General features: G+C 70.1%; 13 protein-coding genes. 8 read left to right on the plus strand and 5 right to left on the minus strand.

What is annotated here, in order from left to right:
- Positions 1 to 130 precede the first annotated feature (130 nt).
- Positions 131 to 1,795, minus strand: a complete 1,665-nt coding sequence (locus ENSA5_RS04220; protein ID WP_106390271.1) for a DUF4215 domain-containing protein — start codon at positions 1,793 to 1,795, stop codon at positions 131 to 133.
- Positions 1,796 to 1,887: 92 nt separating this feature from the next.
- Positions 1,888 to 3,195: a D-arabinono-1,4-lactone oxidase gene (locus ENSA5_RS04225; protein WP_106390259.1), complete on the minus strand. Its 1,308-nt coding sequence runs from the start codon at positions 3,193 to 3,195 to the stop codon at positions 1,888 to 1,890.
- 203 nt (positions 3,196 to 3,398) lie between these two features.
- On the opposite strand from ENSA5_RS04225, the gene ENSA5_RS04230 reads away from it, so the two are divergent.
- Together ENSA5_RS04230 and ENSA5_RS04235 are read left to right on the plus strand one after the other, a co-directional pair.
- Positions 3,399 to 3,908 (plus strand): hypothetical protein, encoded by a 510-nt coding sequence (locus ENSA5_RS04230; protein ID WP_106390260.1) that lies wholly within the window; start codon positions 3,399 to 3,401, stop codon positions 3,906 to 3,908.
- A gap of 4 nt (positions 3,909 to 3,912) precedes the next feature.
- The gene (locus ENSA5_RS04235) at positions 3,913 to 4,794 is read left to right on the plus strand and encodes an STAS domain-containing protein (RefSeq protein ID WP_106390261.1); all 882 of its coding nucleotides are present in this window, start codon (positions 3,913 to 3,915) and stop codon (positions 4,792 to 4,794) included.
- 1,033 nt (positions 4,795 to 5,827) lie between these two features.
- On the opposite strand, the gene ENSA5_RS04240 is transcribed toward ENSA5_RS04235, so the two are convergent.
- Entirely contained in the window at positions 5,828 to 8,200 is a 2,373-nt protein-coding gene (locus ENSA5_RS04240) for a serine/threonine-protein kinase (protein ID WP_106390262.1), read from the minus strand.
- A gap of 156 nt (positions 8,201 to 8,356) precedes the next feature.
- Here ENSA5_RS04240 and ENSA5_RS04245 point away from each other — a divergent pair, with 156 nt between their 5' ends.
- On the plus strand, positions 8,357 to 9,520 hold the full coding sequence (locus ENSA5_RS04245; protein WP_146155308.1) for a DUF7802 domain-containing protein: 1,164 nt from the start codon (positions 8,357 to 8,359) through the stop codon (positions 9,518 to 9,520).
- 3 nt (positions 9,521 to 9,523) lie between these two features.
- Here the strand turns inward: ENSA5_RS04245 and ENSA5_RS04250 are convergent, their stop codons facing one another.
- Entirely contained in the window at positions 9,524 to 9,883 is a 360-nt protein-coding gene (locus ENSA5_RS04250) for a hypothetical protein (protein ID WP_146155309.1), read from the minus strand.
- A 99-nt stretch (positions 9,884 to 9,982) separates the two neighbouring features.
- Here ENSA5_RS04250 and ENSA5_RS04255 point away from each other — a divergent pair, with 99 nt between their 5' ends.
- The 4 genes from ENSA5_RS04255 (at position 9,983) to ENSA5_RS04270 (ending at position 13,958) form a co-directional block, all read left to right on the plus strand.
- Positions 9,983 to 11,344, plus strand: a complete 1,362-nt coding sequence (locus tag ENSA5_RS04255; RefSeq protein WP_106390265.1) for a hypothetical protein — start codon at positions 9,983 to 9,985, stop codon at positions 11,342 to 11,344.
- A gap of 51 nt (positions 11,345 to 11,395) precedes the next feature.
- Positions 11,396 to 12,592 carry a serine/threonine-protein kinase gene (locus ENSA5_RS04260; RefSeq protein ID WP_106390266.1) on the plus strand — a complete coding sequence of 399 codons (1,197 nt, stop codon included), beginning with the start codon at positions 11,396 to 11,398 and terminating at the stop codon, positions 12,590 to 12,592.
- Positions 12,589 to 12,927, plus strand: coding sequence for a hypothetical protein (locus tag ENSA5_RS04265; RefSeq protein WP_146155310.1), 339 nt, complete (start codon positions 12,589 to 12,591; stop codon positions 12,925 to 12,927). Before ENSA5_RS04260 ends, ENSA5_RS04265 begins: the two co-directional genes overlap by 4 nt.
- 188 nt (positions 12,928 to 13,115) lie before the next feature.
- Complete coding sequence (locus ENSA5_RS04270; RefSeq protein WP_106390268.1) at positions 13,116 to 13,958, plus strand: purine-nucleoside phosphorylase; 843 nt, start codon at positions 13,116 to 13,118, stop codon at positions 13,956 to 13,958.
- Positions 13,959 to 14,208: 250 nt separating this feature from the next.
- On the opposite strand, the gene ENSA5_RS04275 is transcribed toward ENSA5_RS04270, so the two are convergent.
- On the minus strand, positions 14,209 to 15,594 hold the full coding sequence (locus ENSA5_RS04275; protein ID WP_106390269.1) for a hypothetical protein: 1,386 nt from the start codon (positions 15,592 to 15,594) through the stop codon (positions 14,209 to 14,211).
- 297 nt (positions 15,595 to 15,891) lie between these two features.
- Here ENSA5_RS04275 and ENSA5_RS04280 point away from each other — a divergent pair, with 297 nt between their 5' ends.
- Positions 15,892 to 16,917 (plus strand): AraC family transcriptional regulator, encoded by a 1,026-nt coding sequence (locus ENSA5_RS04280; RefSeq protein WP_181197357.1) that lies wholly within the window; start codon positions 15,892 to 15,894, stop codon positions 16,915 to 16,917.
- Positions 16,918 to 17,169 lie beyond the last annotated feature (252 nt).

Consider the following 17,169-nt stretch of genomic DNA (forward strand, 5'->3'; position numbering starts at 1 on the left):
TGTGCACCGCGGCGAAGCTCGATCAGGGCCAGCGCCGACAGCTCGACGGGACCGCGAAGCTGATCCAAAAAGACGAGCACACGGTCGCGCAGCTGCGCGAGATCCTGGGTCAGGCCTAGCAGCCCGGTCGTCAAAAGCGCATCACGGTCACGCTCGAGTGGTTGCTGACGTTGGGCGACGCGGCGAGGTTGATCATCTCGTCGTTGACCGGGTCGTAGGCCTGAAAGACCGTCGCCTGATTGCTGTAGCCGGACACGTAGATCCGCCCGGTCGCAAAGTCGGTGTCGGTGCCCGTGTGTGACGAGGTCGGATCCCCGAGCATCCCGGTCTTGGTCCCGTCGACGGCGTCGAAGCGCTGGAAGGGCCCGTCCCAGGTCCGGCTGTAGAAGAAGCCGTTGACGTACGAGCCGCTGCGGCTGTTCTCGCCCACGTCGGTGCCGTCGACGATCGTCCGGATCACGGTGTCGTTGGTCGTGTCGATGACCTTGAACCCGAGCTGGCTGTAGGTCCGAATGTAGAGCTCCTGGTTGTCGGCGTCGTAGGTGCCCGCACACGAGCCGCTGCCGCCGAGCGCGAAGCTCGACCACTGGCCGTCGCGGTGCACGTACATCGTCGACTGGCCGTCTTTGAGGTAGTAGAAGCCGTCCGGGAACCACTGGAAAAAGCCGATCGGGCCCCCGGTCTGGTTGCCCGGCCCGGTCGTCAGCTCGCTCCACGAGTCGTTGATGGGGTCGTACTCGTAGACCGTGTTGTTCGAGCCCATCAAGAACACCGAGACGCCGTCGTTGGTGATCTGCGAATGGGTGGCCGAGGGCGGGTTGGTCATCGTCGCCCACATGTCGTCGAGGATGCTGTAGCGGTAAAAGCCCGCGGTCCCGTTGGAGCTGGTCAAGAACACGTAGTCGCTCGCGGCGACGCACATGTTGTCGCAGCCGTCGTCGTCGACCATGTTGCCGTCGTCGCACTCCTCGACCCCGACCCACTTGAAGCCGTCGCCGCAAAACCCGGGCTCGCAGCTGCCGGGGCACATGTCACCGTCGTCGTCGTTGCCGTCGTCGCAGGTCTCCATGCCCTCCCACAGGTAGCCGTCGCCGCAGGTCGCGGGCACGCAGGCCGGTGAGATGCACGCGTCGTTGGTCTCGGTGTTGCCGTCGTCGCAGACCTCGACCCCGGCCTGGATGAAGCCGTCGCCGCAAAACGCCAGCTGGCACGCGGGGCAGTCGTCGGAGGTGTCGGCGTTGCCGTCGTCACACTGCTCGCCCATCTGGATGATCCCGTCGCCGCAGCTGCCGGGCAGGCACATGCTGTTGCAGCCGTCGGCGTCGTCGTCGTTGCCGTCGTCGCACATCTCGACGCCCTCGTGGACGAAGCCGTCGCCGCAGCTGGCCGCGACGCAGCCCTCGACGCAGTCGTCGGTGTTGTCGGGGTTGCCGTCGTCGCAGTCCTCGAAGCCCTCGTAGACGAAGCCGTCGCCGCAGCTGGCGATGAAGCAGTTGGGCGTGCACTGGCCCGACTCGGAGTTCTCCGGGCCGAGGTCGCACTCCTCGCCCGACTGGACGACGCCGTCGCCACAGTCGCCGTTGGGATCGCCGTCGCCGTCGCCGGGATCACCGTCGCCGTCGCCCGCGTCGCCGTCGGCGTCGCCGCTGCCGGTCTCGGCGGTGTCGCCGTCGCCCGTGTCGGCGTCGCCGAAGGTCGAGAGCCCGGTGTCCGTCGAGGTCGCGGGGGCGCACGCGACGCTCGCGGGCAGGCAGAGCAACACAGTCAGGCCGAGCAGGGAACGATCGAGGCGCATGGCGACCATTGTCGGCTGATCGGCGCGGGACGAACAGCAGCTTTGCGTTGGACACCCCGGAGCGGTCGCGGCGCAGCGGCGCGACCCCTCGTTCACGGCCGCCGCCGAGGAGCTGGGAGCACGCGATCCAAAAAGGGGTTGCGAAACACCCCGTCAGGATCGAGCTCGCGGACCTTCTGGGCCCAGGCATCCGCCCGCGGGTACATCTCGCGCAGCTCCTTTGCGCTCGCGCGAAATTCCTTACCCCAGTGCGGCCGCCCGCCGAGCTGCTTCATCTGCTCCTCGAAGCCCGCGAAGTAGCCGTCGATCCCGGGCGCCTGGGCCATGTACGCGCCGAGCTGGCAGCTGTCGCGCTCGCTCGCCGGGCTCATCCAGCCGTCGTCGGCCTTCACGAAGCGGACCTCGGTGATGAAGTTGACGCGTACGCCCGAGGACTCGATCAGCGCCCGGGTCCGGCTCAGGGCCTCGGCCGCGCGATCGAGGGGCAGGGCGTACTCGGTCTCGCGGTGCCGCGGGGGCATTGCGAGGCTCAAGATCTGGTCGCTGCGCCCGACGGTGCAGCGCGGCTTGAGGTAGGTCCGCGCGACGAGGCCGTTGGCCGCGGGGATCAGCCCGGGCCAGTGACGGCCGAGCCACAGCACGAGCCCAAACAACAGCATGTTGACGATGACCCGGTCGACCCAGCGCAGGAGCCTCGAGACCTCGCCCGGCTCGCTCGTCCGCTCGCAGCGAAACACGATCACCTCGCTGGTGTGCGGCAGCCACCACAGCTTCACGTACTCGGCCGAGCGCGCGATCGCCTGCATGTTTGCGAGCGCGCTCGCAAAGTCGAGGACCTCGGTCGTCTCGCACAGCTGAAAGGCCGGGCCGACGCGGATCGTGACCTCGGTGATGATCCCGAGCGCGCCGAGCCCGACCCGCGCGGCGTTCAAGAGCGGGTGCTCCTCGTCGATCACCACGAGCTCCCCGGTGCCCGTGACCAGGCGCAGGCCGATCACGAAGCTGGGGATGTTGCCGTGGACGAGGCTGGAGCCGTGGGTGCCCGTGGACATGACCCCGGCGAGGCTCTGCTCGCAGACCGAGCCGAGGATCGGCAGCGCGAGTCCCTTCGCGGCGAGCGCTTCGTTGAGGCGGTCAAGCCGGATCCCGGCCTGGACCCGGACACAGCCGCGCTGCTCGTCGATCTCGACCACCTCCTGCATGCGGTCGAGGCTGACGATGACGCCATCGGACATCGCGATGTCCGACCAGGAGTGTCGGGCCCCGACGACCTTGACCTTGGTCCCCGTGGTCCGCGCGGCGGTGACCAACGCGACGATCTCGTCTTCGGTGGTCGGCTGCTCGACGCGCGTCGGCGTGCATCGCTGGGTGCGCGACCAGTTGCTCGAGGTGGGGGCCATCCAGACTATTTATCTGGTCGACAGCGCGCTTGCGCCGACGGCGAGTTGCTCGTTGTCACGGGCTGCGAGAGCGCGCGCGCGGTGAGCCTTGCGAGCTCGAGGGGAGAGCTCGCGCAGGATTGTTAGTTTGGGGCACCGAGCGCTCAAAGGGGCTGCAGGGACCGCTCTCGACCGGATCTTCAGCTCGGCCTATCATCGGCGAGGTGAGCTCGAAGAACGAGTACAGCGGCGCCGCGCTCAGCTCCTTCATCGTCGCGTTGTCCAAGTCGCAGGTGACGGTCGACAAGCTCCTCGCCGATGCTGGCATCGACCGCATCGATCCTGACGCCTGGTATGATTACGACTGGGCGGTCAGCTTCTTCTTCAAGATCGAAGAGTTGCTCGGCAGCGCCACGATCGCGCAGGTTGGCCGCAGCATGATCGAGGCGGCCACCTACCCGCCGGAGATCGACAGCGCCAAGGCCTTGCTGTCGGGGCTCGGCCACTGGTTCCGGCTCAACGCGCGCGGGCCCGACGTCGGCGACATCACCTGCGAGTTCGAGGACGACTACACCGCGGTGATCGACAACTCCGCCCGCGGTCCGTGCTCCTTGAACGTTGGCATCATCGAGGGGGCGTGCGCCCGCTACGGTGTCACACCGCTGATCGAACACGGGACGACGGGCTGCAAAGACGACGGCGCGCCGACCTGCATCTACCGTGTGAGCTGGTAGGCCGATGAAGCCCTTCGATCAGGACGGACGCGCCGAGCTCATCGCGGCGGTGACCGAGCGCCTGCTCCGGCGCAGCGCCAGCGTGTTTCAGGACGTCGGCGAGCCGCGCTGCCGCGCGCACGTCGAGGCGGCCGTCGCCGCGCTCGAGCGCGATCTCGACAGCGACTCGTGCGAGGCCGCGCGCGCGAGCGTGGTCTCGCTGCTCGACGAGCTCATGGCCAAGGGCCTGAACTTTTCGGATCTGCGCTTCTTCAGCCGAAAGCTGCGTGAGCAGGTGCGGGCAGCCGTGCCCGAGGACCTGGCCCTGGCCGTCGAGGACTGGTTCTACGAGCACCTGTCGGTCAGCACGATGCAGTTCATGGTCCGGCGCGACGACGCGCTGGTCAACGAGGCGGCCAAGCGGGGCGTCGAGCACTTCGAGTCGCAGCTCGCCGAGCTGGAGGAAGCGCTGGAGGAGAAGACCCAGCTGCTCGAGACCATTCGCGAGGCCTCGACACCGATCGCGCCGGTGGTGAGCGGGATCCTCGTGGTCCCGCTCGTCGGCGTGTTTGACGGCTTTCGGGCCCGACTCTTGACCGAGAAGCTGCTCACCGAGATCTCCCGGGTCCAGGCACGGGTGGCGATCCTCGACATCTCCGGCGTGCCCCTGTTCGACACCGACGCCGCGCAGCTCGTCATCAGCCTCGCGCGCTCGGTCCGCTTGCTCGGCGCGGAGGTGTTCCTCGTCGGGATGTCGGCCAACAGCGCCCGAACCATCGTCGCGCTCGGCATCGACCTGAGCAACCTGACCACCCTCGGCACCCTCCAAGACGGGCTCGCCAAGGCGCTGGCCACTCAACGCCTGAAGATCGTGCCGATGTCCAGGCCGCGGCGGGCTGAGAAGTAACCCTGCCGGGCCTGAACCGGGCCCGCCGGACCTTCGCTGGGACTCGAGCCGCTCCGAGTTCGCGCCCGGCGAGGCTCCGGGCGACGCGAGTCTCCCGGATGACGGCACGGACGGGGCGCGGGGGCGACTCGACCCGCTCCGAATTCGCGCCCGGCGAGCCTCCGCGCGAGGCGAGCCCCCCGGATGACGGGACGGACGGGGCGCGGGGGCGACTCGACCCGCTCCGAATTCGCGCCCGGCGAGGCTCCGCGCGAGGCGAGCCCCCCGGACGACGGCGCGGACGAGGCGCGGGAGCGACTCGACCCGCTCCGAGTTTGCGCCCGGCGAGGCTCCGCGCGACGCGAGTCTCCCGGATGACGGCACGGACGGGGCGCGGGGGCGACTCGACCCGCTCCGAATTCGCGCCCGGCGAGGCTCCGCGCGAGGCGAGCCCCCCGGACGACGGGACGGACGGGGCGCGGGGGCGACTCGACCCGCTCCGAGTTCGCGCCCGGCGAGGCTCCGCGCGACGCGAGCCCCCCGGACGACGGCGCGGACGAGGCGCGGGAGCGACGCGAGCGGCTCGAAATTCGAGGCCGAGGCAAAGTTGTTGGCGGTCGAGCTCCTCGAAATTCGAGGCCGAGACGAATTTCTTGGCGGTCGACCTCCTCAAAATTCGAGCCCGAGGCGAATTTTGGGGAGGTCGAGCTCCTCGAAATTCGAGCCCGGGCCAGCGAGCCGGCCGCTCGACCGCCGCGAAATCGCCCGGTTCCGGACCGACGGCGTCGGTCGAGGTGCTCGAGAATCGACCCGGGTCGACCCGAGCCCTCGCTCGAACGCCGAAAACATCGAGGTCGGGGCACCGCGCGGGGCGATGCGGTCGCGATTTGATGGGCTCGGTCGATCCGGGGGCGAGGTCGACTCGGACCCGACCGAGCTGTGCGCCTCGGCGCTCGTCGGCGAGACGGCGTCTCTTGTTGATCCCCCTCACCGCGGCGGCGAAGACCCCTCGCTCGTCCCAAACGCAGCCCGGGCTGCAATGCATCACGGGCTGCTAGACCTGCCAGATCTCCTGGGCCCGCTCGCGGACGCGCTGGAGGCAGTCCTCGAACACCGGCTCTTCGCGGAGGCGGTCGAGGATCGGGCAGCGGTCGAACCAGTCGATGTCCACCAGCGGCCCGGCCGTCGTCTGCTCGATCAAGGCCAGCGCCGCCTCGTCGAGCTCGTGAAAGGCGGCGGCCTCGACGGCGACCTGCATCATCGAGGTCTGGAGGCGCGGGCTCGGGGCGTGCTCGCGGATCGGGTCGAGGCGCGCGAGGAGGCTCGGCGCGTCGACCTCGGTCTCGGAGAACAGCCGCATGAAGTCGATGAAGGGGCCCCCGCCTCGGGCCCGGCGCAGACGAGCCGTCGCGTCGGCGATGCGCTCGGGTGAGCCCGTCCACGCGCCGACGCAGATCTCGAGGAACAAGACCGGGAGGTCGCTCGGCCGATCTTCGACGGCGTAGAAGCGGGCGATGTAGTCGTCGAAGCGGGCGATGTCGTCGCGCAGGGCGTGATGGCGGGCCATGGCCGAGAGCGCGAAGGCGAAGCTCGGATCGAGCGAGCGCGCGAGCTCGAGCCGGCGGATGCCCTTGTCGGCCCGACCGGTCTCGAGCTCGAGCTCGCCGAGCTGCTTGTGGGCGTCGGCGTAGGTCGGGGCGATGCGCAGGGCCTCCTTGAAGGCCCGGGCCGCGTCCTGGTAGCGGCTGCGCTGGATCGCCATGATCCCGAGGGCGAGCTGGGTCTCGGGCAGCTCGGCGGCGTGGACCTGGGCCGCGGCGACGGCGGCCTCGGCGAGGGGCTCCCAGTTGGCCTCGTCGGGGGCGCGGGGCAGAAACCACGACTTGAGCGAGGCCATCGCGCGTCCGGCGAGGGCGAGCTTGAAGTGCGGCGCGAGCTCGAGGCAGCGCTGGTAGTGCACGTAGGCCTGCTTCCAGACCCAGGCCCGCGCCGACTGCCGGGCCCGGAGGTAGGCGTCGATCGCCTCGGGCCCGGCCTCGCCGCGATACACGACCTGCTCGAGCTCGAGCCGCAGGGCCTCGGCCACGCGCTTGGCGACCTGATCTTGAAGCTCGAAGATGTCACCGAGCGAGCCCTCGAAGTGCTCTTGCCAGTGCTGAAAGCCGCTGCCGACGTCGAGCAGCCGGGCGACGATGCGCAGCTTGTCGCCGAGGATCTGGATCGTGCCGTCGACGATGATCTCGACCCCGAGCTCGGCCCCGATCGCCTGGGGGTCGCGCTCGCGGGTGCCCGCGAAGCGAGCCGTGGTCCCGCTGCTGCTGACCTTCAAGCCCGAGTTCATCGACAGGAGATCGATCAGCTCGTCGCCGAGGGCCTCGGCCACGTGGGCGTGCTCCTCGGGCCCGCGCAAGATGAAGGGCAGCACGGCCAGGGGTTGGCCGCTGGGCGGGATCGTCGTGGTCGTGGTCGTGGTCGTGGCCGTGGCCGTGCGCTCGCCCGGGCCGACCCGGCCGCGGACGGGCGCCGTCGGCACGAAGCTCGGGAGCCGCGTGGCGATCTCGGCCAGGCCCTCGGCGAGCTCGTCGGCCGAGCGCGGGCGGAGCTCGGGCTCGCGGGCCAGGCAGCGCTGGACCAGCGCGGCGAGGGCCGCGGGCAGGCCCTCGTCGAGGGGATCGACGAGGGGCGTGGGCGTGCGCAGCCGGGCCATCGCGACCTGCATCGGCTTGAGCCCGCGACAGTCGATCGGCTGGCGGCCGGTCACGAGCTCGTGGAGGATCAGGCCGAGGGCGTAGATGTCGGTGTGAGGCCCGACCGGCCCGCCCTCGAATTGCTCCGGGGCCATGTAGGCGGGCGTGCCCAGCCAGCCTAGGGTCTGCGTGGTCGCGTCGGGGTCCTCGATCGAGCGCGCGATGCCGAAGTCGGTGATCACCGCCCGGCCGCCGCGCTCGATCACGATGTTCGAGGGCTTGAGGTCGCGGTGGACGACCCCGGCGGCGTGGGCCCCCGCGAGGCCGAGGGCGATCTGCCGGGCGACGTCGACGCTCCAGATCAGCGGCAGGCGCTCCGCCCCGCGATGTTCGCTGAGGAAGGCGTGGAGGGAGCGGCCGTCGATGTACTCCATCGTCAGGTAGCGCAGACCGTCCTCTTCGCCGAGGTCGTAGGTCTGCGCCACGTTGCGATGGGTCACGCGCCGGGCGAGACGGACCTCACGACGGAAGCGCGAGATCAGCCGCGGGCTCGCCGTGCTCGTGTCGATCAGCTTGAAGGCCACGCGCTCCTCGAGCGAGCGATCGAGGACCCGGTAGACGACGCCCATCCCGCCACGACCGAGGAGCCCCTCGACCACGTAGCGGTCCGCGAAACACTCGCCGACCGCGACCGGGCTGGGCTGGTCGATCGTCGAGTCGTCGAGCTCGGTGTCGGGCATGGGCGAACAAGGCCGATCTGGCCGCCTGCCTCGACTGTGGCACTAGATGCGTGGGATCTGAAGCCGAAGCCCCGGGCTTTCGGGCGAACCCGGCGAAATGGGCGAAATCAAAACTGCGCGTGCCGCTGCCGTTCGGGCTGGCATATGCTCCGCCCGATGACCTCGCTGCTCCAGAGCGTATCGTCGCCCGAGCTGCCCTGGCACCACTTCACGAGCCCGCTCGAGAAGTGGGCCGTGCAGCCATCGTTTGTGCTCGGCGAGTACCTGTTCATGATCTGCGCCGCGCTGGCCCTGGTCCACGCGTGGCGCGAGGGCCGAGATCACCTCCTGATCTGGGTCGCTGCGCTGATCACAGGCACCGCCAACGACATGATCTTCATGGCCCTGCCGCTGGTCGACAATTTCTGGCAGGCCCAGGCCCAGGTCATGATTACTGCGCGGCTGCCGCTGTACATCCCCTGTGTGTACGTCTGCTTCATGTATTACCCGACCGTCGCCGTTCGGCGCCTCGGGCTGAAGCCGCTGGCCCTCGCGGCCCTGACCGGGATCGTGGGCTGCCTGTTCTACGCCCCCTACGACATCGTCGGCGCCAAATTTCTGTGGTGGACCTGGCACGACACCGACGCACCCGTCGCCATGCGCCTGCTCGGCGCGCCGGTCGCCAGCAGCTTGTGGGTGCTGACCTTCGTGGCCTCGTTCTCGTGGCTGATCGATCGCGCGCTGGCTCGGAGCGAGAAGCTCACGGCCAAGTCCTTCGGCCTGGGCCTGGCCCTGGTCGCGGGCTGCACGACCCTGCTGATGATGGTTCAGATGACGATCCTCCAGCAGCTCGACGGTGGGAGCCCGGGCTACCTCGCGTTTGGGCTCGGGCTCGCGACCTACGCGGCGATCGTCATCTGGCAGCGCAAGCCGGCCCGGCCCGAGCCCGCTCGCCCCGGTGATCGCCTCTTGCTCGGAGCCGCGATCGCCTACTTCGCCACGCTGACCGGGATCATGGCGACCTTCGACCCGGCGACCCACGTCAACACCGGCGTCCACCAGACCGTCGGCGAGTGCTACGTCGAGGCGACGGACGTGACCGGGCTGACCCGCTACGAGTTTCTGTGCGTGAGCGACTTCGACGAGGACTACTCGTTCGAGTGCGTCGACGAGCTGCCGGCCGAGGGCAGCGAGTGGTACACGGTCTGCGGTCGGCCTCACGAGGACTTCGCCGCGTGGATGAGCGGCGTCGGCCTGCTCGGGCTCGCCGGGATCGGGCTGTTCACGCTGATGCTCGGCTCGGGCCGCCAGCGCCTGCGGGTGCGCAACCCCGACGACTGACGCTCAGTCGGCTTCTTGGGCCATCGGGATCCGGGCGTAGCACCAGGACTCGAGCTCGCCGATCAGCCGGGCGAGGCCGCTGCGATCGAGGGGCAGCTCGGCGAGGTTGAGCTCCATCGCCAGCAGCCGGCCGCCGTCGAGGTCGACGTGGAAGCCCACGCTCTCCTCGCTCGGCTCCCCCTCGCTCGGCTCCCCCTCGCGGGGCTGGGTCACCGACACGCGGATGGCGAGGCCGTGCGGGGTGGGCAGCGCGGTCTCGGGGCCCGTGACCTGGGCGCGGACCGCCGCCGACTCGACCCGCCTGTCGTGATGCAGGGCGAGGGCGAACACCGAGTCGATCAACGCGAGGACCAAGGGCGGCACCGGTCGAGCTTGGCACCAATGTCGCGGGGATGCACGACGCGGGCGGCGCAATTTCTGGTTCGGATTGACGGCGCGGTGGCGCGGCCGTAGACCGCGGGCGTGCCTGGACGCGCGTCCGAGTCGAGCGAGGACCCCCGCGGACAGGGCGAGCTGCCCGGGCTGCCCGGCGTCGCGCGGGCCTGGGCCCCGCTGGCGGCGAGCTGGCTGCTCATGGCGTGTGAGCTTCCGGCCCTCAGCGCCGTCGTGGCCCGCCTCGCCAACCCCGAGCTCGAGCTCGCGGCCTACGGCGGGGTGATCTTGCCGATCGCGCTGGTCATCGAGGCGCCGATCATCATGCTGCTCTCGGCCTCGACCGCGCTCTCGCGTGATCGGGCGAGCTACCGTGAGCTGCGTCGCTTCACCAACCTCAGCGGGGCGATCTTGACGCTCCTGCACCTGGCGATCGCGCTCACGCCTCTGTACGACCTGGTTGTCGGCGGCTTGATCGGCGCGCCCGCGGCCGTGTCCGAGGCCGCGCGGCCGGGCTTTTTGGTCCTGACACCGTGGACCTGGGCGATCGCCTATCGACGCTTCAACCAGGGCGCGCTGATCCGCTTTGGCCACAGCCGCGCCGTGACGGTGGGGACGATGATCCGGCTGGGGACCAACCTCGCGATCCTGACCACGGGGTGGGTGCACGGCTCGGTCCCGGGCGCGCTGTTGGCCGCGACGGCCGTCGCCTCGGGGGTCACGGCCGAGGCGATCTACTCGGGCCTGCGCGTGCGCCCGGTCGTGCGCGAGCACCTGTCGGTTGACGACCCGGGCCACACGCCGCTGCGGGGCCGGGCCTTCCTCGGGTTTTACGTGCCCCTGGCCTTGACCCCGATCATCTCGCTGGTCGCCCAGCCGCTGGCCAGCGCCGGGGTCACGCGGATGCCCGAGACGCTCCACTCGCTCGCGGCCATGCCCGTCGTGCTCGGGCTGCTGTTCATGTTTCAGTCGGTCGGCCTGGCGCTGACCGAGGTCGTGGTCGCGGGGTTGGACCGGCGGGGGGCGGCGCCCGCGCTGTGGCGCTTCTCGGTCATGGTCGCGCTCGGGACCGGGGCGCTGGTGGTGATCATGGGGGTGACGCCGCTGGCCGGGCTGTGGTTCGGGACGATCTCGGGGCTCACGCCCGAGCTCGTCGAGCTCGCCACGGTCGCGCTCTTGCTCGGGCTGCCGATCTCGATCGCGCGCGCGCTCCAGAGCTGGTACGCGGGGGTGCTCGTCCACGCTCGGCGGACGCGGCCGATCAGCGAGGCCGTGGCCGTGTTCTTGGGCGCGGCCGCGGTGGTGATCGGGGTTGGAGTTGCGACGCAGCGCTGGGCCGGGATTCATGCGGCGGTGGGGGCGTTTTCGGTCGGTCAGATCGCGCAGACCGTGTGGCTGTGGTGGCGCAGCCGCGGAGAGATCGCGGCGCTTGGCGGCGGCGACCCGCGCTGAGGCGGCGCGGGCTTCCTGCTCGCGCTGCGCTGTGGTCTACTCGCAACCTTCATGACCGGGCCGAGAGACCTCATTGATCTTGGCGGTGGACAGCCGCGCCGCTTCGGCGACTACCTCATCTACGGGCTCCTCGGCGAGGGTGGCATGGCCCGGGTCTACGCCGGGCGCGAGGTCCTGACCCAGCGGCCCGTCGCGCTCAAGGTCCTGCGCGCCGAGTTTGCCAAGAGCGAGAGAGGTCGGAGGCAGTTCCTGACCGAGATGGGCATCCTCGCTCACCTCGACGACCCCCACATCGTCCGCTGCTTGCTGTGCACCGAGATCGAGCAGCACCCGGTCATGGTCCTCGAGCAGCTCGAGGGCTGGACCTTGCGCGAGATGCTAAAGGCCCGGGTCGCGCTGCCGTGGAAGGAGGCCGTCAGCTACGCCTACCAGATCGCCAGCGCCCTGCACACGGCCCACTCGTGCCGTCCAGCCATCGTCCACCGCGATCTCAAGCCCGAGAACATCATGTGCCTGTCCGACGGGCGGCTCAAGGTCATGGACTTCGGCATCGCCAAGATCCTCCAGCGCCTCAGCGGGTCCACGACCTACCCGATGGGCACCTTGCAATACATGAGCCCCGAGCACATCGACGCCCAAGCCCTCGACGGTCGCGCCGATCTGTTCGCGCTCGGCCTCCTGATGTGGGAGATGCTCGCCGGTCGGCCGCCCTACCAGGCCGGCTCTCCGCGGGTGCTGCTCGAGCAGATCTGTACCCACCCCACGCCGCCGCTGCCCGATCACGTCCGCCAGAGCTTGCCGCCCCAAGTCGAGGGGCTGATCGGGCGCCTGCTCGCCAAACACCCCGGCCAGCGCCCGGCCAGCGCGAGCGAGGTCCTCGCCGTGCTCGCGCCCTTCGTTGGCGCGGTCGCGCCCGGTCCCGCACGCCAGGCCCCGGCCGCAGCCAGCGCTCCCGCGGCCGCGGCCCCTGCTTTTCCTCGCACAGCCCAGCCCGCGCACGCGCTCAACACCCTCGAGGTCGTCGAGCGCGCGAGCAAGGGGCCCCTGCGCCAGCAGATCGAGGACGGCGTCGACGAGGTCGCCGACGCCGTCAGTCGCTTTGGGCGCGCGACCTCGGCGTTGATCGTGCGCGTGCTCGTGGGCTTGATGATCCTGCCCGCGGCCGCGGCGATCTTCGTCGGCGGGCCGGGGATGCTCGCGGGGGTGAACTTATCTTGCTGTCCGAAGAGCAAGAATTGGAGAGCGTGACGTCCTATTTCGACGAGTCGGCCGTCATCTGGCTGACGGCGGTTGCGTTGATTGTGGCTTCGGTCGTCTTCATTCGGGCCTGCTGGGCACACCGCCGCGAGTCGAGGGACACGGTTGGACTCAAGCCGTGGTTGATTCTCGGCGCCGTGGTGATCGCGGTCTGGGCGGGGGTCGCTGCGATCGAGCTCGCAACCGAGAGCACGCTGGATCTGCAGCTTCACTATGTGTGTATTGCGAGCGGGTGTGTGTGGTTGGTGATCACGCTGGGGTGGGCCCTCGGGCGGATCACCTCACGCGTGCTCCGACGGCTCGAGCGCGCCCGCGCGATCGCGTGAGATGCTCGGCAGGGCGCGGGCTGCTAGCGAAGGCCCCGCCTCTCCCGCAAGGCGAGCGTTTGGGGGGAGCGGAGGGGGCTTCGCCGCCGCAGCGAGGGGCCTGTTTGAAACGCCCCTTGAAGACTCGAGCGGACGCGGCGCGAGCCGGCCGAGTTGCCCCGCCCAGCGGAATTGGCTTTGATACCGCGATGACTGACGCCAACACCCAGGTCGGCCGACTCGACGAGGCGCTCGCGGACCTTCGCCAGCACACCAAGGTCACGCCCAAGGTCGCGCTGGTCCTCGGCTCGGGCCTCGGCAGCTTCGCCGACACCCTGGCCGCCAAGACGGTCGTGCCCTTCGGCGAGATCCGCCACATGCCCGTGTCCAAGGTCGTCGGCCACGCGGGCAACCTCGTGGTCGGTGAGGCCGCGGGCATGCCGGTCGTCGCGATGCAAGGTCGCGTGCACCTCTACGAGGGCCACCCGGTCGTCGACGTCGTGTTCGGGCTGCGCCTGATGCTGCGGATGGGCGCCGAGGTCGTGGTCATCACCAACGCCGCGGGGGGCTGCGGCGACGGCATGGAGGCCGGCGACCTGATGTTGATCACCGACCACCTCAACCTCACCGGGCAAAACCCGCTGATCGGTCTCAACGAGCCCGAGCTCGGGGTCCGCTTCCCGGACATGACCCAGGCCTACGATCCCGAGCTCGGCGCGCTCGCCAAGCAGACCGCCGCCGCGGGCGGCTTCTCCTTGCGCGAAGGGGTCTACGCCGGGCTCCTCGGCCCGACCTACGAGACCCCCGCGGAGGTCCAGATGCTCCGGGGCCTCGGGGCTCACGCGGTCGGGATGAGCACCGTGCTCGAGGTCATCGCCGCGCGCCACATGGGCGCGCGGGTGCTCGGGATCTCGTGCATCACCAACAAGGCCGCGGGCATCTCGGATCAGCCGCTGAGCCACGACGAGGTGACCGAGACGGCGACCCGGGTTCGGGGTCAGTTCATCGGGCTGCTCGAGGGGGTCCTGAGCGGGATCGCGGCGGGCGGCTAGGCTAGTACGAGGTGCTAGTCCTGAATCAAGCGCTGCGCGCTCGACTCAGGCCTTCTAATCTTCAAGGGGCCTTTCGAAAAGGCCCCTCGCTGCGGCGGCAAAGCCCCCTCCGCTCACCCCAAACGCTCGCCTTGCGGCTCGTACTAGCCCTAAATCATTCAGCTTTTTAAATTCAGCGCTTGATTTAGGGCTAGTACGAGGTGCCCGAGCTCGCGGTGCAACCTTGCGGCACGTGCCGGGCGTCGGGGCGTCAGTTCGGGCTGCCCACGCGATAGCTCATGTCGAGCAGCAGGAGCCGCCAGTCAATGCCCGTCTCGGTCTGCGTGTAGGCCAAGATCGCCGGCCCCTCGGGGCTCTCGATGAACCCCGCGCTCTCCCAGCCCACGGTGCCCGCGAGCTGGCGCGGGAGCAGGATCCCATCGACGCCGGAGCTGATGTCGAGCCAGGCCAGCGCGCTCGCGCCCTTGTCCCCGTGGATCGGGATGCGGACCACGAAGTTGGCGACGCCGGGGAACTTGGGGTTGACCACCCCGCCGTAGATCTCGATCGCGCGGAAGTAGCCGAGGACCCGGCTCCAGGTCGGCTCGCCGCTGCGGTCGAAGCCGACGACGATGGCCTGCTCGTGGTCCTGGACGCGCTCGCGCTTGGCCCGGCCGAGCGCGAGGAAGCGGGTGCCGACGCCCGTGGTTTGGAGATCGACGATCGCGTCGAGGGTCTGGATCGGGTCGGCGCCCTCGATCTGGAACTCGCTCTGGTCGATCTTCAGGTCGGGGCCCTCGTGGCCGGGGATCGTGCCGCTCCACCAGGCCTCGGACTCGTCGCCAGCTCGAGCGCGCGAGCCGATCGCGAGGATGTTGCCCTGCTCACCGGGGATGCGCGCAGCTGCGTGGAACCGGGTCTGCGGCGAGCCGACGCTGCTCACGCGCTTGTGCCAGCGCAGGGCCCCGCGCGGATCGAGGGAGACGACCCAGCCCTGGCCGCCGAGGTTGCCGAGGACCACGGCGCGCTGCTCGGGGCCGTGGCCCGCGAGCAGGTCGACCAGCTCGAGCTGCTCGACCTGCTCGGTCGACGCCTCGCCGTCGAGCTCGAGCTGCTCGGTGATCGCACCCTTTGAATCGAGGGCCCCGAACCATCCCCGCGCGTCGGGACCCGAGCCGACGCTGCCGGCGAGCAGCGCTCCGCCCTGGCCGTCGCTGATCGCCGCGCGGATCGAGCCGGCCTCGAGCTTGGTGCCCGAGCCCCCGGCGGATCGCTGCGCCTTGGACACGAAGCCGACCCAGCGCGAGGTCTCGGCCGGGCGCTCGGGACCGCCGCGGGCGTGGGCTTCGCCGACGAGCGCGAAGCCCCGACCGAGGGCCACCGCGGCCCGCGGGGTCAACTCATCGGTGGCTCGGGGCAAGGCGAAGCTCCCCTCGCGCGTGACCTCCAGCTTGGTCATGGGGACCTGCGGGATCGCTGGGGGCGCCCCGGCGTCGGGGGCCTGCTCCAGGAAGAGCTCGGGCGCGAGAGGGGCTGGTGTGGGTGGGGGGCGCCGCGCGGCGTCGACCGCCCTGGCCTGCGCGTCGGTGCTCGGCTCCGCCTGCCCCTTGCACGCGACCGCCAAGACGGCTGCGAGCATGATCGCCACGCGATTCATGGATGGACACTAACCTGTGGGCGCGCGAGCGTCGAGATGCGCCCGCTCGTAGCTTGGAGGCTGTGGGGGCCAGATGCTTCGCGAAACTACGCACAATGTCGAGCTGGGATCGAGAGCGGCGGAGCGAAAAGTAACTACATGGCCGGTGTCCGAGGACAGCTCGAAGCTTCGTACAAGGGGCCTCGGCGCTGACCCGGTGACGCGAAGTTCGCGAACGAGTGAGCGCGTCGACCAGGAGCGCGTCGCCCGATGAGCCACGCGCCAACCGTCCGAAACCAGGGGTATGCTCGACCGACCATGCGCGAGCCGACCGTCGCCACGCGCCTCGTCGCGCCCCTGCTCGAGACCTGCGCCAAGCTGTCTGGCGGCGCGGTAGCGAGGGACCTGCGCCGTCGCTTCGGGATCGACGAAGCGGCGCTCGCCGACCCCGAGGCCCGCATGCCGCTGCCGCGCTTTTACGATCTGCTCGAGGACGCCGCCGCGCGGACCGGTGACGATCTGCTCGGCATGCACTACTCGCTCGGCTTCGACGCCGCGTCCCTCGACGTGCTCGGCTTCCTGGCCATGACCAGCGTCAACCTCGGGGTCGCGTTCGAGCGGATGTTTCGCTACCAGGCGCTGCTCTACGAGGGCGAGTTCGGGACCATCGAGCGCGCCGCCGGGCGCGTCACGGTCAGGATCCTCAATTGGGGCCCCGCGCGGCCGGCCCACCGCATGTGGTCCGAGGCCGCGGCGGTCGACATGGTCGTCAACGGTCGGCGGATGGTCGGCCAGGAGTTCGAGGTTCACGAGCTTCGCTTTCGCCACGCGGCCCCAACTCCGGTCGCGGCTCGGCGCCTGCGCGAGCTCCTCGCCGCCCCGGTCCGCTTCGAGGCCGAGGACGACGCGCTGGTGGTCCCCGAGGCTGTCCTCGCCCTCCCGATGCCGAGCGCCGACCCGGCGATGTTCGAGTACTTCGACCGCGAGGCTGCCCGCCGCGCCGCCGAGTTCGCCAGGCCCTCGTCCAACCTGCTCGACGAGCTCCGCCGCGTGATCCGGGCGGTGCTGCCCGAGGGGGTCCCCGAGCTCTCGGCCCTCGCCGAGGAGCTCGAGCACAGCCCGCGGACCCTGCAGCGGCGCCTCGCCGAGCACGGGACCTCGCTGCGCCAGGTCGTCGACGAGCTCCGCCACGAGCTCGCGCTCCATCACCTCGCGGCGGGGCTGTCGATCGCCGAGGTCTCGTTCCTGCTCGGCTTCTCCGAGCCCAGCGCCTTTCATCGCGCGTTCAAGCGCTGGACCGATCGAACCCCGGCCCAGTGGCGCAAGCGCTCAGCGAGCCCCTAGCAGCCCGGGGTGCAATGCCTCGCGCCGCCTCGCTTGGCCTCTTCGCCGATGGCTTTGTCGCCAAAACTTGCAGTACGCCCGGTACAGCGGCGTTTTGGCTTCGCGCCCTCGGCGAAGATTCCGGCGCGAGGCGACACGATGCATTGCACCCCGGGCTGCTAGCAGCCCGGGGTGCAATGCCTCGCGGCGCCTCGCTTGGCCTTTTCGCCGATGGCTTTGTCGCCAAAACTTGCAGTACGCCCGGTACAGCGG

It is taken from the genome of Enhygromyxa salina (assembly GCF_002994615.1).
Classification (GTDB): domain Bacteria; phylum Myxococcota_A; class Polyangia; order Nannocystales; family Nannocystaceae; genus Plesiocystis; species Plesiocystis salina_A.

What these genes read in the sequence shown, in the direction of transcription:
- ENSA5_RS04220 (WP_106390271.1), bottom strand. Translation starts at nt 1,795, where the DNA reads ATGCGCCTCGATCGTTCCCTGCTCGGCCTGACTGTGTTGCTCTGCCTG.
- ENSA5_RS04225 (WP_106390259.1), bottom strand. Translation starts at nt 3,195, where the DNA reads ATGGCCCCCACCTCGAGCAACTGGTCGCGCACCCAGCGATGCACGCCG.
- ENSA5_RS04235 (WP_106390261.1), top strand. Translation starts at nt 3,913, where the DNA reads ATGAAGCCCTTCGATCAGGACGGACGCGCCGAGCTCATCGCGGCGGTG.
- ENSA5_RS04240 (WP_106390262.1), bottom strand. Translation starts at nt 8,200, where the DNA reads ATGCCCGACACCGAGCTCGACGACTCGACGATCGACCAGCCCAGCCCG.
- ENSA5_RS04245 (WP_146155308.1), top strand. Translation starts at nt 8,357, where the DNA reads ATGACCTCGCTGCTCCAGAGCGTATCGTCGCCCGAGCTGCCCTGGCAC.
- ENSA5_RS04260 (WP_106390266.1), top strand. Translation starts at nt 11,396, where the DNA reads ATGACCGGGCCGAGAGACCTCATTGATCTTGGCGGTGGACAGCCGCGC.
- ENSA5_RS04270 (WP_106390268.1), top strand. Translation starts at nt 13,116, where the DNA reads ATGACTGACGCCAACACCCAGGTCGGCCGACTCGACGAGGCGCTCGCG.
- ENSA5_RS04275 (WP_106390269.1), bottom strand. Translation starts at nt 15,594, where the DNA reads ATGAATCGCGTGGCGATCATGCTCGCAGCCGTCTTGGCGGTCGCGTGC.
- ENSA5_RS04280 (WP_181197357.1), top strand. Translation starts at nt 15,892, where the DNA reads ATGCGCGAGCCGACCGTCGCCACGCGCCTCGTCGCGCCCCTGCTCGAG.